The sequence below is a fragment of the Williamsia sp. M5A3_1d genome (assembly GCF_053345315.1).
In genome coordinates, this window is the sequence record NZ_JBKEZX010000003.1 from 50,928 (window position 1) to 68,872 (window position 17,945).

Sequence of the window (17,945 nt, forward strand, 5' to 3'; positions counted from 1 at the left end):
GAGAACGAGTGTGCCTGGAGCGCAGCGACAGCCGCTGACCCGGGCCCAGCAGGCACTGTGGGATCTGCAGGAGTCACTGCCTGACGGTCCTGTCAACGTCGCGCAATATCTGGACCTGAAGGGTCCCGCCGACATCGCTGTCATCGACCGTGTCGGCCGTCGGTACTTCGAACGCATGCTCGTCATGTCGGCGCGCTTCGAGCAATCGGCTGAGGGGCCGATGCTCGTCCACGACCCCGACCTGTGGATGGGCGCCGACCACCTCGACTTCCGGGATGCCGAGGATCCCGAACGTGCGGCGTGGGAGTGGATGGTCGCCGACGCCGCAACCCGTCCCGATCTCTTCACCGACCGCCTCGTTCGATTCGCGTACCTGCAGATCGCCGACGATCGACTCTTCGTCTACACGCGCAGTCACCACACGCTCGCCGACGGCGTCACCGGCATCGCCGCGTTCAACACCTGGGCATCCATCTACAGCGAAGCCCTCGCCGGCGGCGATCCCGATTACCCCCCGCCCGTAGACCTGTCCGAAGCGCGCACCGCCGACGTCGAGTACCAGCAGTCCGCGCGCCGCGAACGCGACGGTGCCTACTGGCGTGAACTGCTGGCGGACCTGCCCGCGGCGGTGAGCCTGTCGCGGCGCAGTGCACGGCCGGCCCCGACCACACGCCACGTCAGCGGCATCATCGACCGCTCCACACTCGCCACCCTGCGCGAGGCGGAGAACCTCCATCGCACCTCGCTGCCGGCGGTGATCGCGACCGCGCTCTCGATCTACGTGGCTCGGATGACCGCGCAGGACGATGTGATCGTCGCGCTGCCCGTGGCCGCTCGTACCACCGCCGCACTGCGGACCACCACGCTGCCGGTCTCGAACGTGACACCCATCCGCACCCGCATCGCCCCAGGCGACAGCATTCTCGACGTGCTCGCCGCGACGCAGTCGTCGATGATCGGCGCGCTACGCCACCAGCGGTACCGCTACGAGGACATGATCCGCGACCAGCAACCGGATTCCTCCACCGCCGGTCTCGCGCCCGGGGTCAGCGGACCGGTGCTCAATCTCATGCTGTTCGAACCGTCGATCCGCTTCGGCGACGCCATCGGGACCATCCAGATCGTCACCACCGGCCCGGTCGACGACATCGCCCTCACGCTCTACTACCGCGTGGCTCCCGACACCACCATCGACATCCAGCTCGACCTCGACACCAACCCGCGCCGCTACACCGCAGCCGAAACCGCGGACCACCATCGACGGATCCTCGCGATGATCGACACCATCGCCGAGGCCCTCGTGCACGCGCCGGACCGCACCGTTGCCGGCCTGCCGCTGATGAGCGACGCCGAGTGCGATCGGCTCACCACCATGGTCGGAGCTACCGCCCCGCAGCCGCAGACCCTTCCGCAACTGCTCGCCGATGCTGTTGCCGCACAACCCACAACGACAGCGCTGATCGATCATCGGCGCAGCTGGTCCTACGCCGAACTCGCTTACGACACCGAACGGCTGGCATCTGTGCTGGCCGGCAGGGGAGCGCGGCCCGGCACGGTGATCGCCGTGGCGACCGGCCGCGGAACCGCCCAGACCCGCGCACTGTGGGCCATCGCTCGCACCGGCGCGACGGTGCTTCTTCTCGATCCCGATCTGCCACCCGCCCGCGTCGCCGCGATCGTCGCCGATGCAGAACCGCTGCTCACGCTGTCGGCCGACGACGTCGAGCAGTGGTCGGTCGACACCGACGATAAACGGGCGATAACGGCCTTCGAGGCGCCTCAGATCGACGACGTGGCGTACATCGTCTACACCTCGGGAACCACCGGGGTGCCGAAAGGTGTTGCTGTCACTCATCGGGGACTCGCCGCACTACACGCAGATCTCCGCACACGGTTCGGCGACGAAACCGGCGACGCCACCGTCGCGCAACTCTCGGCGCCCACGTTCGATGCCACCTACTTCGAGCACCTGCTCGCCGTCGCCCTGGGTGGAAGCCTGGCTCCCGCACCGCAGGGCACCGTGATCGGCACCGACCTCGTCGATCACTTCGCCGCCCAGCAGGTGACGCATGCGGTCGTCACCCCGAGTGTGCTGGCCACTCTGTCGCCGGGCTCGGTGCCGCCAGGCGTTCTCCGGGTTCTGCTCACCGCGGGGGAGGCGCTGTCGAATTCGCTGGTGCGACAGTGGGCGCCGGGCCGCGCGATGTACAACCTGTACGGCCCAGCCGAGGCGACGGTGATGGCCACCGCGGGCCACCGGCTGTCGGCCGACGATGCGCCATACGACATCGACGTCCCCGCGGATGCGCCGACCATCGGCGCCCCCATCACGGGGATCCGCGCGCTGGTCCTCGACAACGCCCTGCAACCGGCGCCGCCCGGTGCGACCGGTGAGCTGTACCTCGTCGGACCCGCACTCGCACAGGGCTACCGTTCCGACCACGCGCTCACCTCGACCCGATTCGTCGCGTGCCCGTGGGGTACTGCAGGTGCGCGGATGTACCGCACCGGCGACATCGCCGCCTGGGACGGCGACGAGCTCCGCTACGTGGGCCGCGCCGACGATCAGATCCAGGTCCGCGGCATCCGCGTGGAACCGGCCGAGATCGAGATGGCTGCAACCGAACTCCCGGGCGTGACCGCCGCGGCCGCCACCGTCACCGACGGCACGATCACGCTGTATGTCGCGACCGCAACGCGCGATGCACTCGCGCGGTCGCGCCTGCGTCGTCACCTCGGTGAGCGACTGCCGCCCGCGATGTGGCCGACCCGCATCGTGACCATCGACCACCTGCCGGTCACCGTGGCCGGGAAAGTCGACCGCGCGCAACTGCCCGCGGTCGTCGTGTCGAACCGTGGTGACGAGTTCCGCGCCGCGAACGGACTCGTCGAGACCGCGGTGGCCGACGCCATCGCCGACACCCTCGACCTACCGACACCGTCGATGTCCGCCGACATCATCGAACTCGGCGCGACATCGCTGAACGCGACACAGATCGCCGCCGCGATATCCGAACGCCTCGGACGGCCCGTGACCGTGCGCGACGTACTGACGGCGACCACCCCCGCCGAACTCGCTACGGCCATTGCCGATCACGAGCGCAGCGACCCGTCGCCCGGTCAGCCCCGACCGCACCGACCGCCGGCGTCACCCCAGCAGGCCGCACTGGTGATCGAGAGTCGCCTCGATCCGCAGTCGACCGCGAACATCCTGCGCGGAAACGTCGAGATCGCCGGTCCATCGGTCGATGTGGACCTGGTGCACAGCGTGATGGCCGACCTCCTCGGTCGCCACGAAGCGTTGCGCACCATCATCCGCGTGACACCCGACGCCGCACTCTGGCAGGACGTGATCGGCACCGACGAGGCGGTCGACACCGTGGTGTCGCTCGGGGCGCAGTCAGCGTTATTCGAGAACCTCGACCCGACGGCCACGATCCCGGCTCGCGTCGCCGTCACCGACATCGGTGGCCCCAGCCATCCGCGGGTCCGCATCGATCTCGCGATCCACCACATCCTGATCGACGACCTGTCCGTCGATGTCGTGACCGCGGACCTCGCCGACGCGTTCGCGGCGCGCATCGCGGGACACGTCCCCGCCTTCGCGACCGAACCACTGCCTTACGCCGACGCCACCGCCATGTTGGCCCGCGCCCTGGGATCGCCGGACGATCCGGAGTCGCTCCACGCGCGCGAGGTGGCCTGGTGGACAGAACACCTGGCCGGCCGTGACGCACGACCACAGCTGCCCGTCGACGTCACTGCACCGAAGGTCGATGCTGCAGAACCACATCGGCGCCCGGCGAGGACAGTGGAGGACAACCTCCCCGGCGACCTGGTGGAACGAATCGTTGGAGGGGCCACCGCGTCGGGGACCACCGTGTACGCGCACCTGCATGCCGCGGCGGCAGCGGTGATCGCCCGCTTCACCGGCTCTGACGACGTGTGGATCGCGACTGCGCACGCTGGGCGCGACCTGCTGCCCGCCCGTCCGGCGGTGGGGATGTTCGTCAACCCGGTGGTCGTCCGGACACGCCTCGACGCCGACACCACGATGGCGTCCCTCGCCGCCCACACCGCGGGCGAGATCCGCTCGGCACTGCGCAGGAGCACCATCGCGTTCGCCGAGGTCGCGCGCGCAGTGGAACCCGGCCGCGACGTGACCGAGTCGCCCCTGACCGATGTCATGATCAGCTACCGCGAGACACCGCGCGACGTGATCGACCTCGGCGGGGTGTCGGTGACCGTGACCGAGGAGCCGACGCGTGACGCGCGGGTTCCGCTGCAGTGGAACCTCGATCGCCGCGCCGATGGCATCCGGGTGTCGCTCACCTACCGGTCGGACCTGTTCGGCGCCGGACTGGCCGAGGCGATGGTCGCTGCCTTCGTCGGGGTGCTCGAGCGAGGCGTGGGCCATCCCGATCTGCGTGTGCTCGACCTGCTGCCGGGTGTACCGGCCGATGCGCGGGCAGAGGCGCCGCCGTCGCGAAGTCTGGTCGCGTTGGTGTGGGAGACGGTGCAGCGATATCCCGATCACGTCGCGCTGGTGTCGTCGGGGCGTTCTCTCACCTACGCGGAGATGTGGAGCGAGGCCACGAGGCTCGCCGAGCGTTTCGGTGAGGCCGGGGCGGGTCCGGGCGCCACCGTCGCGGTGGCCATCCCCCGGAGCGACCTCGCCATCATCGCCCAGTTCGCGGTCCTGCTGGCCGGTGCCGCCTACGTCCCGATCGACACCGCCTACCCGCAGGCCCGCATCGACATGATGCTCACCGACAGCGCTCCGGTCTTCGTCGCCGCGATCAGCGAGACCGCCGCCGTGGCCGGGGATCGTCCGATCGTGCTGTGCGACACAACGGACGACGACCCTGCGCTCGCACTTCCTGATCGTGACATCCCCCCGGAATCACCTGCGTACGTCATCTTCACCTCGGGATCGACCGGCAGACCCAAGGGTGTGCAGGTGAGCCACGGCAGCGTGGCGTCGATGCTCGACTCCGTCGATGCAGAGTTCGGCTGGGCGGCCACCGATGTCGTCGCGTGCACCCACTCGCTGTCGTTCGACTTCTCGGTGTTCGAGGTCTTCGCGGCGTGGCGGGCGGGTGCCGCGGTCGCGTTGGTGGATTCGGCCACCGCGGCCGATCCCGTCGCACTGGCCGATGAACTCCGCGACCGGGGCGTCACCGTGCTCTCGCAGACCCCCTCGGCCTTCTCGCCCCTGGCGCGGCAGATGGTCGGCTCGGGTGACACAGGAGCACTGCGACACATCGTGTTCGGCGGCGAAGCGCTGTATCCCGAACGTCTTCGCGAGTTCGCGGACCACTTTCCCGCGGTCGGCCTGACGAACATGTACGGCATCACCGAGGGTGCGGTGCACGTCACCACCGCCGACGTCGACACCGACGACGCGCGGTCGATCATCGCCGGCCACGCGCTCGGTGACATGACCGTGAACGTCCTCGACCGGTGGCTGCGCCCGGTTCCCGCGGGAGCGTGGGGCGAGTTGTACATCGCCGGATCGCATGTGGCTCAGGGTTACCGGGCGCGACACGGGCTCACCGCCGAACGGTTCGTGGCCTCACCGTTCGGTCCCCCGGGTGAGCGGATGTACCGGACCGGTGACATCGTGCGCCGCACCGTGGACGGGTACGTCGAGTATCGCGGCCGCTCCGACGACCAGGTGCAGGTACGTGGGTACCGCGTGGAACTCGGCGAGGTGGGCACAGCGCTGCGCTCGCTGCCCGGCGTGACCGAGGCGGTCGCCCTGTTCGGCGACGGGCAGCGTGGTGGTGGCGATGCACTCACGGCCTACGTCCAGCTCGCCGACGAGAACTCGACGACCGACGATCTGCGCCGCGCCCTGACGCAGCTGCTGCCCGCCTATGCCGTGCCGACCACCATCGTGCCGCTGACCGCGTGGCCGCTGACGGCGTCGGGAAAGCTCGACAGGTCGAGGTTGCCCGTGACGGCGGAGCACCCGGCACCTGTCCGGCCATCGAACGACGACCTCATGGGCGTGGTGATCGACGTTGTCGCGGCGGTCCTGGAAATCGACGCCTCCGCCGTCGACATCGACCGGCCGCTGGCGGATCAGGGCGCACACTCGTTGTCGTACATGCACATCGCGGTGTCGCTGTCGCAGGCGACGGGGCGCGCACTGCCCGTCGCCCAGATCGCCTCGGCGCCGTCGGTGGTGGCCATCGCGGACGCGGTGGCCGCGCAGCCACTCGATGCCGATCCGGGCGCCGAGACCCCCGATGCGGTGGGGGAGTACACGCCGAGCCCGCAGCAGCAGGGCCTGTGGATTCTCAACCGACTCGATCCGACCTCGACCGTGTACCACCTGCCTGCCCTCATCGAACTCGACGGTGAGCTCGATCCGGCGGTGCTGGCCGCGGCGATGGGCGATCTGGTGGCACGCCACGACATTCTGCGCACCACCTTCGATGTGCGAGACGGTGCGCCGGTCGCGCGGGTAATGCCGGCGGCATCCATCGCCCCGGAGATCGACGCGATGGTGGCGCCGCGTGCCGTCGCCGAGACCGACCTGGAGACGGCCGCCGCGACCGAGGCGATCAGACCGTTCGACCTGACCGGCAATCTCGGGTGGCGGGTCGCGGTGTTCGCCGTCGGTGCCAGCACAGTCGGCGACGCCGCATCGACACGAACCGCGGTGGTTCTGGTGGCCCACCACGTGGTGGCCGACGGGTGGTCGCTCGACATCGTAACCGCTGATTTCCGTGACGCGTTGACCGCGCGGATGAGTGGCGTCGAGCCGCAGTGGGATGCGCGGGCCACGCCGTACCGCCGCTATGCCGACCGGATGACCGCGGCGATGCGCTCGTCGTACGCAGACGCCGAGTACTGGACCGCGCATCTCGCCGACGCGCCGGTACACCTTCCGCTCCCGCGACCCGGTGTGGTGCCTGCCGAGCGGTCCGAGCCCGAACCGGCACACCACATCGACGTCCATCTCGACGCCGCGGTGCGCACGGCTGCGGCACACACTGCCCGCGAGGCCGGCACCACGCTGTTCCACCTGATCCACGTCGCACTCGCGCAGACCCTGGCCGCGTTCACCGGCACCGACGACATCGTGATCGGCACCCCCACCGCCGGGCGCGACACCGTCGATGATCTCGCCGGGGTGGGCATGTACGTCCGGACCGTGTTGCTGCGCAGCGGAATTTATCGTGGGCTGTCGCTGAGGGAGATGCTCACCGCGAGCGATCGGGAACTCGCCGACGCCACACGGCACGGCACCCTCGCCTACGAGGGGATCGTGTCGGCGTTGGCGCCGCCGCGCACCAGCGACACCGACCCCTACCTCGACGTGCTGTTCGCCTTCGCCCAACCGATCGACAACCCGGCGCCTGGCGTTGACGCACTCGACGCCTTCGTGGTGCGACCGATGCGCGTACCGCATGCGCGGGTGCCGTTGGAGCTCAGCGTGATCGACCACGGCGCCGTCGAGGGGGTGGACCTGACCCTCGTCGTGGGGCAGTGGCGGGTCGACACCGACATCGCGCATCGCATACTGCTGCACCTCACCGACGTGATCACCGCGTTGGCCGGCACCGACCTCGACGCGACGCCGCCCGCGGTGGGCGCCCCTGCGGTCACCGACGCTCAGGCTGCGCCTGCGAATGACGACCCGATCGTCACCATCCGCGCGGTTGCCGCCGCGATGCCCGACGCGATCGCGGTGGTCAGCCCCACCTCGATGGTCACCTACCGCGAGCTTCTCGACGCCGTGGACAAGACATCGGCCACGTTGCGCGAGAACGGTATCGGCGTCGGCGACCGCGTGGCAGTGATCGCCGGCCGGACACCGGGCACAGTGGTGGCCGCCCTCGCCGTGATGTCGGTGGGCGCGGCCTATGTGCCCATCGACGGTGCCTATCCCACCGCCCGCGTGACCGATCTGATCGCGGCCGCCGCGCCGGCCGCCACCATCACCGTCGGCGACAGCTCCACCAGCGGCCTCGACATCGACGTCCTGCGGCCGGGCGGCCGCAACACCGTCGAGACCGGTGCGGTGCCGCCCGCCACGGCGCCGGCCTACGTGATCTACACATCGGGATCGACCGGTGCGCCCAAGGGCGTGGTGGTGACCCGCGGCAACCTGGCCGCGATGCTGGCGGCCGCACTGCCGACCGTGTCACCCGACGTCACCGATGTGTGGAGCTGGTTCCACTCGCCGGCCTTCGACTTCTCCGTGTGGGAGGTGTTCGGAGCCCTGGCCTCCGGCGGGCGCGTGGTGGCACTGGACCGCGACGAGACCCGCGACCCCGAACTGATGCTGGATGTCATCGACCGGGAGAGGGTGACGATCCTCAGCCAGACGCCCACCGCGTTCGCCCGACTCGCCGATCTCGACGCCGATCCCGCCCGGTTCGCCTCACTGCGGTGGGTGGTGTTCGGCGGCGAGCCCCTGATCCCCGACGCCGTGACCGACTGGCATCAGCGGATGCCGAGCGCAGGCCTGCTCAACATGTACGGCATCACCGAGACCACGGTGCACCTCACGCACGGCCTCGTCGACACCGATGACCGTCGCAGCCTCATCGGTGGTCCGCTCCCCGGCGTGACCATGCACGTGCTCGACCGATCGTTGTGGCCGGTGCCGCTCGGTGCCCGCGGTGAGGTGTACGTGGTGGGTGATCAGGTGTCGCTGGGCTACCTCGGCGATCCTGGTTTGACGGCAACGCGTTTCGTCGCCGCGCCTGCCGGGCCGCCGGGTGCTCGGATGTATCGCACCGGCGACCACGCGCGGCAGCTCGGGCCCGACCGGTTCCAGTACCTCGGACGCGTGGATCAGCAGGTGCAGCTGCGCGGATTCCGCATCGAGCTCGGCGAGGTGGCCGCTGCACTGCGCGCTGACGAGACCGTCGCCGACGTCCGAGTTCTCGTGAAACCCGGTGTCCGGGCGGGTGATGAGACGCTGGTGGCGTTCGTGATCGGCGTCCCACCAGCGGGGGAGCCCGACCCCGAACACCTGCGTCGTTCGTGCGCGGCGCGCCTGCCCGCCCACCTCGTGCCGTCGCTGATCCGTGTGGTCGATGCCTGGCCGCTGACCGTCTCGGGCAAGCTCGACGCGGCCACGCTGCTCGCCGACATCGCCACCGAACGATCCGGGCGCCCGTTGACCGCTACCGAGGACGTCGTCGCCTCGATGATCGCCGCGGTCACCGGCACCGACCCGCGCACCGTGGCGGCCGGCGCGAACTTCTTCGATCTCGGCGGCAACTCGTTGTCGGCGGCGCGCCTCGCCGCGGCCCTGGGGGAGATCGCGCCCGGGGTATCGGTGCGCACGGTGTTCGACCATCCGACCGTGGAGATGTTGGCGCAGTTGGTCGATCGACCGCATGCCGATGCCCGCCCGCAGGGTTCCCCGCCCGTCCCGCGCGCCCGGCCGCCGCGTCTGCCGCTCACGCCGCAGCAGGAGGAGATCTGGCTGCAGTGGCGGCTCGATCCCGACGACACCGGGTATCACCTGATCGCCCTGCTGCCGTTGACCGGGGACGAGCCGCTCGACCGGGTCGAGCACGCCGTCCGCGTGATCACCGAGCGCCACGACGCCCTGCGGACCAGTTATCCCGAAGACGTCGACGGGCCGTACCAGCGGCTGTGGGACGGCGACGGCGTCGCCGTCGACCTCACCCCACGCGTCGTCGACGACACCGAGGACGCACGCAGCGACCTCCGCCAGCCGTTCGACCTCACCGCAGAGGTGCCCTGGCGCGCAACGCTCTACCGGATCGGTGCATCGACGATGCTCGGTGTCGCCATCCACCACATCGCGTTCGACGGTCATTCCGTCACGATCGTCGAACGCGAGCTCGCCGCGCTGCTGTCGACCGGTACCGACAGCGAACTGCCGCCGGCTCTCGACTTCGCCTCGTACACACAGTGGTATGTCGAATCACTAGCGCTGCGTCGTGATGTGCTCGACGACTTCTGGTCGGAGACGTTCGCCACCGCACCCGTCGCACTGCGACTGCCCGGCGTCACCCACGGGGCGAGCGGCGACACCAGCGCGATGGTGTCGGCCGGTCTGACCCCCGACGCGGTGGCCGCCGTACGTGCCTTCGCCGCCGCACACCACACCACCGCGTTCATGGTCATCCACTCGGCCGTCGCGGTGGTGCTCGCGCGGCGCGCGGCGATCGACGACATCGTCATCGGCACAGCCACATCCGGTCGCGTGCACGAGGCGCTGGCCGACACCGTGGGCATGTTCGCGCGTACCGTTCCGCTGCGCACGCGGATCGACGTGGAGGCGCCGTTCGTCGAGATCGTGGCCGGGGTGACCGCGGCCGACCTCGACTCGTTCGCGCACGCCGACCTCCCGGCGAGCGTGATCGCCGCGCATGCCGACCCCCGAGGTGAGTACGCGGGCACCGCGGTGTCGGAGGTGTTCCTCGCCGATCTCACACAGGAATCCACCTCGGCGGCACGGGGCGTGACGACGTCGGCGACCGATGTTCCGCGTGCCCGCTTCGGTCTCGACTTCGCGATGCTCACCGACGCCACCGACGCCGACTCCCCGGACGGGATGCGGATCGCGCTCATCCACCGCGTGGCGATGCTCGACCCCGCCACCGCGCGGGGGCTGGTCGAGGAGATCGCGGCGACCATCACCGCGGCGGTCGCAGCGCCGGACCGCCCGGTTGTCGAACACCTCATCGGTGTGGGCCAGGAACCGATTCCGGCTTCCGCGGCGTCCCGGTCGCTTGCCGAGATCCTCGCCACCGGTGCGCGCACCCACACCGACCGGGTGGCCCTGACACTCCACGACGGCGAGTCGATCACCTACCGCGACCTCGCATCGTGGGCGGCGTCGGTCGCCGACGACCTCGCCGCCCGGGGAGTGGGCCGTGGCGATCTGATCGCCGTGCACACGACGCGCTCGGCGTGGTCGGTGGTCGCAATGTGGGCGGTCGCCTCGACCGGCGCCGCCTTCGTCCACCTCGACGCCAACGATCCGGTGGCACGCAACCGGGCGATCGTCACCGACGCCGCGCCACGGCTCGGGCTGCACGCCCCGGACGCGCCGCCGAACGGAGTCGATCTCGAATGGATCACGCTGCGCGACAGAGTGACCGGCGCGCCGCGTCCCCTGGCCGTGGTGGACACGGCGGCGTCGGATCTCGCCTACGTCTGCTACACCTCGGGATCGACCGGCGCACCCAAGGGCGTGATGGTCACCCACGGCGGTCTCGCCGATCTCGTCGAGTCGGTGATCGCAGCCGCGCCGATTTCGCCCGACAGCGTGGTGCTGCACAACTACGCGATCACCTTCGACGCACACCTCATCGAGCTGCTGCCGGCGTTCAGTGCGGGAGCGCGGGTGGTGGTGTGCCCGCCGGAGGTGATCGGTGGCGACGAACTCGCGGACCTGCTGACCGCGGCCCGCATCACCACGTTCTTCTCCACGCCGTCGACGCTGGCGACGCTGACATCGCACGATCTGCCGCTGCTCGAGACCGTGATCGTGGGCGGCGAACAACTACCGCCCAGCCTCGCCGCGCACTGGTCGGCGCAGCGGCACATGGTGAACTTCTACGGACCCACCGAGACCACCGTCGCGGTCACCGGCGACACCGCCGTGGGCACGGGACCGGTGACCATCGGTCGTGGGCTGGCGGGCATCACCACGCACGTGCTGGACGACCGCCTGCGACCGGTCCCCGACGACACCGTGGGCGAGCTCTACCTCGCCGGACCCGGGCTCGCCCGCGGCTACGTGGGACGCGCCGATTTGACCGCCGAACGTTTCGTGCCCGATCCCTTCGCGCCCTCGACCGGAGATGGCGCCGGTCGCCGGATGTACCGGACCGGCGACCTCGTACACCGGCGCCACGACGGCGCCCTCGTAATCCACGGCCGCAGCGACGACCAACTGAAACTGCGTGGGATCCGCCTCGAACCGGCGGAGATCGAGAGCGCGCTCACCGCGCTGCCGTCGGTGTCGGGTGCCGTGGTCGGCGTCCACCGCAGCCCGGGCGGTGCCGACGTGCTCACCGCGTGGGTGATCGCCGCGGACCCTACGGGCACCGACGCGACAGCGGCCGCCGCGATCCGCGATCAGATCGCCTCCACGCTGCCGCGTCGACTGGTGCCCGGCCTGGTGACGTTCGTCGACGAGTTCGTGCGTACGCGTGGGGGCAAACTCGACCGGGCCGCGCTGCCGCAACCGGTCTCGACGACCGCGACGATCCGGCCACCGACGACACCGCACGAACTGGCCGTCGCCAAGGTGTGGGCGGAGGTCGTGGGAACCGGCGCGCAGGCCATCACGGCCGATTCGGACTTCTTCGCCCTCGGCGGCACATCGTTGAGCGCGACACGTGCGGCCGCGCGGATCCGGGAACACACGGGGCGGCCCATCACCGTGCGGGAACTGTTCGACGCCCGCACGGTCGCCGATCTGGCGGTGGTCCTCGACGCGATGGCCTCGGGCCCGGCGGTGGTTCCGCCGGTGCACCTGCCGGTACTGGCCGACCTGCCGCTGTCGTATTCGCAACGGCGACTGTGGATTCTGAACCGCATCGATCCGGCGTCGACCGCGTACACGGTCCCGGTGGTCCTGCGGATCACCGGCGCCCTCGACGTCGACGCGCTGCGCCGCGCGGTGGTGGAACTGCCGAGCCGCCACGACAGCCTGCGCACCGTCTACCCCGAGACCCCATCCGGACCGCGGCAGCAGGTACGCCCGCCGGCCGAGGTCATCGTGCCCCCGATCCGTCGTGTCCCGGCCGACGGCGCCGCGCCGGTGGTGGCCGAGATCGTCTCGGCGCCGTTTGATCTCACCCGACAGCCGGGGTTCCGTGCCGAGGTGCTCGATCTCGGATCCGACGAGTGGCTGCTGGTGATCGCGATGCATCACGTGGCCGTCGACGGGTGGTCGATGCGGACCCTGCTGGGCGAGCTGGTCGCGGCCTACACCGACGGACCCGATCGCGCCGCCACCACCGACCTCACCTACACCGACTTCACGCAATGGCAGATCCAGCGCCTCGGCGACGCCGACGACCCGACTTCGGAGTTCGCACGGCAACTGCGGTTCTGGACCGCCGCACTCGCCGGGGCGGGTGAGCCGATCCGCATGCCCGGTGCGGCGGCACCCGGCACGCATCCAGGGGGTGGTGGTCGCGTCCACGCCGACCTCGACGACGACACGGTCGGCGCTCTCGACTCCCTGGCCGCCTCGGTATCGGCGTCGTTCTTCCACGTGGCGCATGCCGCGCTGGCGGCCACCATCGGGCGGTGGACGGGACGTCATGACCTGGTGATCGGGGCGCCCGTCCTGGGCCGCAGCGATCCGGCGTGGGAGCCGGTGGTCGGCATGTTCGTCAACACCCTGGCGCTGCGCACCGTGCTGGACCCGAGTGAGTCGATCCGCGACACGGTGCGGCGCGTGCGGAACACCGACCTCGCCGCCGGTGCCCACGAGGAGGTGCCCTACGACGCGGTCGCCCGCGCGGTGCGGCCCGACCACCACGGTCGCGCCGATCCGCTGATCTCGGTGCTGCTGGTGCAGCAGGAGGTGCAGGCGGTGTTCGGTGGCCGTCTCGACATCTCGATCCCCGGTGTGCAGGTGGAGCTCGCCGGCAACCCGGAACTGTTGGTGGGCGCCAAGTTCGATCTCGAGGTGGTGTTCGCGCGACTGCCGGGGGAGCCCCTGGGTGTGACGGTGATCCACTCCGGGGCGATACCGCCTGCTGTCGCGCAGCGATTCCTCGACGACTACGTCGCGCTGCTGCGCGCGATGGTCGCCGACCCGGCGCAGCCGTTCCCTGCCGGTGACGCCGTACCGCCGCCGATGCCTGTCACCTATCGCGTCGAGACTGTCGCCCCCGAGGCGTCGATCGGTGCGGATCAGCTGGCGGTGGTGCGCGAGGCGATGGCTCAGGTGCTCGGCATCGATGCCTCCGAGCTCGCCGACAGCGACGACTTCTTCGCCCTCGGCGGCACGTCGCTGTCGGCCACACAGGTGGTCTCGGCGATCGGACGCCGACTCGACGCACCGGTGTCGGTGGCGACGCTGTTCGATGCGCCGACGGTGATCGGGCTCGCCCGGGCGGTGGGCGATGTCGACCGACAGACGCAGATCCCCGCCCTGCGATCGGTTTCGGCACCCCACCGGGGCGACCGGGTGCCGCTGACCTCGGCGCAACGCCGGATCTGGTTCACCGACCGCCTACTCGACGACGCGGCATCGACACAGAACGTGGTGCCGGTGCTGGTGGAGGTACCCACCGATGTCGACGACGATCGTGCCCGTGCGGCGTTGCGCGCGGTCACCGATCGTCACGCCCCGCTGCGGTCGGTCTATCCCGACAGTGCGAGCGGTCCGTTCGCGCGCGAACTCGCCTCGTACACACCGACCCTTCGGGTGGTCGACTCCGGCACCGACCTCGGCGCCGCCGTCGACGCGCTGCTTCGCGCCGGGTTCGACATCACGCGGACGCCGCCCGTCCGCGCCGCCCTCATGACCGCGAACGGGCAGCGGATGCTGCTGGTGGTGGTGCACCACATCGCGATGGACGGCCAGTCGGTACCGATCCTCACCGCGGACCTGCGCGCCGCGATGGCGGGGGAGTGGCTGAATCCCCTCGACATCTCCTACCCGCGGTACGCGACGTGGGAGTCGGACGCGCTCGAGCAGGTACGCGACCACCAGTTGGCGCAGTGGGCCCAGGCGCTCGACGGGTACTCGGGGATCCTGGATCTACCGACCGACCACCTGCGGCGGCCGGACCGGTCGACGGCCATGGCGGTGATCGCATTCGACATCACCTCCGACCTCATCCCCGCGATCGACGCGACGGCGCTCGACTCCGGCGTCACCCGCTTCCACGTGCTGCACGCCGCGCTCGCGGTGACCCTCGGACAGTGGGCCGGCACCGACGACGTCGTCGTGGGCGCACCGGCCACCCTACGACGACATCCCGAGACCGCCGCGATGGTCGGCATGTTCGTCTCCACGGTGGCGTTGCGCATCCGGATCGATTCGGCCGCAACCGTTCTCGAGTTGCTCCGCACCGTTCGCGACACCGACGTGGCCGCGCTCGATGCCGCCATGGTCGGCTTCGACGATGTGGTGGGCGCGCTCCATCCACCTCGAGAGCCCGGGCGGCATCCGCTGGTGCAGGTGATGCTGTCACTCGTCGACACAACGGGGATGTCGGTAGCCGCAGGGGGTTCCGGTGATTCCTCTCCCGTGCCGGTCGCAGGTCCCGACTCCGACGTCGATCTCCAGGTGACCGTGTCGGGTGTGGGTGACCACCTGACCGTCGCGTTCGGTTACGCGTCGGCACTGTTCGAGCGCGACACCATCGACGCGCTCGCGGCACGATGGCGTCGCGCGATCGCAGCGATCACCGAGGCCGTGACCGACCAGGCGATGAGCGGCGTGGGAGTCCGCATCGGCGACCTAGACCTGCGACCGGCCGAGCAGATCGCGCGACACTCCGCGCTGGCCGCCGTCACCTCGACCCGAGACCCGATCACGCTGGGGGACATCCTGTCCCGGACCGTGACCGAGCATCCCGACGCGATCGCCCTCGACGACGGCATCGACACGCTGACATACGACGACCTCGACCAGTGGGCCGACGCCGCGGCCGAGGTGCTCGTCGACGCGGGGGTGGAGCGCGGAGACGTGGTGGCGGTGCGACTCCCACGCTCGATCGAATCGGTGGTCGCGATGTGGGCGGTCGCCCGCATCGGTGCGGTGTATGCGCCCATCGACCCGAGGTATCCGGCGCAGCGCATCGACCGCATGCTCGACGCGGTACACGCCCGCATCGAGATCGTGGAGGCACCCGAACAGGGCGTCGCATCGATGTCCCTGCCCGCGCGGCCCACCGAGCGGCGGGAGGCGCGGAGGCCACGGAGCGTTCCGATCGACGCACCCGCCTACATCGTGTTCACCTCGGGGAGCACCGGGACACCGAACGCGGTGTCGGTGACCCACCGCGGCCTGTCGCTGTACGCCGACCCCGCGACCTTCGGACTGGGGTACCTCGACCGTGTCGCGCACATGGCGACGCCGAGTTTCGATGCCGCACTGCTCGAGATCCTGATGGCGACCGCCGTGGGCGCCCGTCTGGTGATCGTGTCGCCCGACCGCGTCGGCAACGATGAGGGGACGACCGAACTCGCTCGCCGCGGCGTGACGGCCATGTTCATCACCCCCGCCGTGCTCGCGACCCTCGACCCCCGACGACTCGGCGGAGTGCGGGCCGTCTGGGTCGGTGGTGAAGCCGTCGATTCCGATCTCGTGCGCCGATGGAGGTCCGGTCGGCGGCTCGAGGTGGTCTACGGGCCCACCGAGGCCACGATGCTCTCGACGCATCGGGCGGCGACGGGGACCGGCCCGGTGGGTATCGGAGACACCTACGACACGCTCGGCTCACTGGTGCTCGACCACCACCTGCGGCCGGTGCCCGACGACACTGTCGGCGAGCTGTATCTGCTGGGTCCCGCTCTGGCCCAGGGCTATCACGATGGGCGGCTGACGGCGTCGCGCTTCGTGGCGGCACCCGGCGGCGACCGGATGTACCGCACCGGCGACCGTGTGCGCCGCACCTCCACAGGTCTGGTGTTCGAGGGCCGTACCGACAGCCAACGCCAGATCCGCGGTCTGCGCGTGGAACCCGGGGAGGTGAGCGCCGCGCTGGCCGATGCGGGGGCCACGCAGGCCGTGACCGTGGTGGTCGCAGGTCCGGTGGGCGACGTGCTCGTCTCGTACGTGGTCACCGACACCGCGACCGACGATCTGCGGGCGACCCTCGCCGCGCGGCTGCCCGCACATCTGGTGCCCGCGCAGATCATCGACCTCGACGCTCTGCCGTTGACCCCGGTCGGCAAGGTCGACACCGCGGCCCTGCCCGCGCCGCGCTGGGACGAGGTGCGGGGCGGACAACCCCGCACCGACACCGAAGCGGCCGTGCTGCAGGCGTTCCGGACAGTTCTCGACAACCCCGACATCGGTGTGCACGACGACTACTTCGCGGCCGGCGGCACGTCACTCCAGCTGGTGCGGATCGCCACGGAACTGCGGGAACGCTCGCATTCGACGCTGCCGGTGACCGCGGTGTTCAGCCACCCGACGCCCGCAGCACTTGCCGCGGCGATCGACGCCGGTGACGCCACGAGCGCCCCCGCCGACCTGCTCGACCACGTCATCGACCTCACCCCCGTCGATCGGGCAGGTAACGCCGTCGATCGTGCAGAAACGCCGCTGTGGCTGGTGCATCCGGCCGGCGGGGTGGCGTCGATGTACCGCCCACTCGCCGAGGCGCTCACCGCCGACGGGTCGGTGTTCGGTCTACAACTGCCGGGCCTGCTCGACGGGACCCCGACCTCGCCGCGGACCGTGGTGGAGCTGGCCGCAGCGCATCTCGAGGCAGTGCGATCACGACAACCTCACGGGCCGTACCGATTCGGCGGGTGGTCGGTGGGCGGGCAGATCGCGTACGAGATGGCGCACCTCGTCACCGATGCCGGGGAGACCGTCGAACTGCTCGTCCTGCTCGATGCGCGGGTGGGCGTCGACGTCGGTGATGTCGACGACGCGGTCGGCATCGACCCCGCGATCGCCGCAGACCTGCGCGCCGCAGACGCCGAGACCTACGACGCCTACGCGACGCGGATCGACGCGATCGCACGCTCGGCCGCGGGATTCGCGCCGGTCCCGATCCGCGTCGACGACACCGTCATCATCTCGGCATCCGACACCGCCGCCGAGGCCGTCGATCGGTGGCGGCCCGCGATCGCTGGGCGCATCGCCGTCGACCACATCGATGCCGCACACGCCGATCTCGGCGAGCCCGCGACGATGCGATCAATCGGTGAGATGCTCTCGGAGTTCCTCACCGGCACCGCCGCTGCCGACCCGACCACCGACGGCACTGATCCGAACAGGGGACCCTAGA

The 17,945-nt window shown here is 70.5% G+C and carries 1 protein-coding gene; it reads left to right on the top strand.

Annotated features, from left to right (window positions below; translation table 11 throughout):
- The first annotated feature begins 10 nt into the window (after positions 1-10).
- Complete coding sequence (locus ACLBW1_RS12740) at positions 11-17,944, top strand: amino acid adenylation domain-containing protein (RefSeq protein WP_447812224.1); 17,934 nt, start codon at positions 11-13, stop codon at positions 17,942-17,944.
- Position 17,945: the final 1 nt, after the last annotated feature.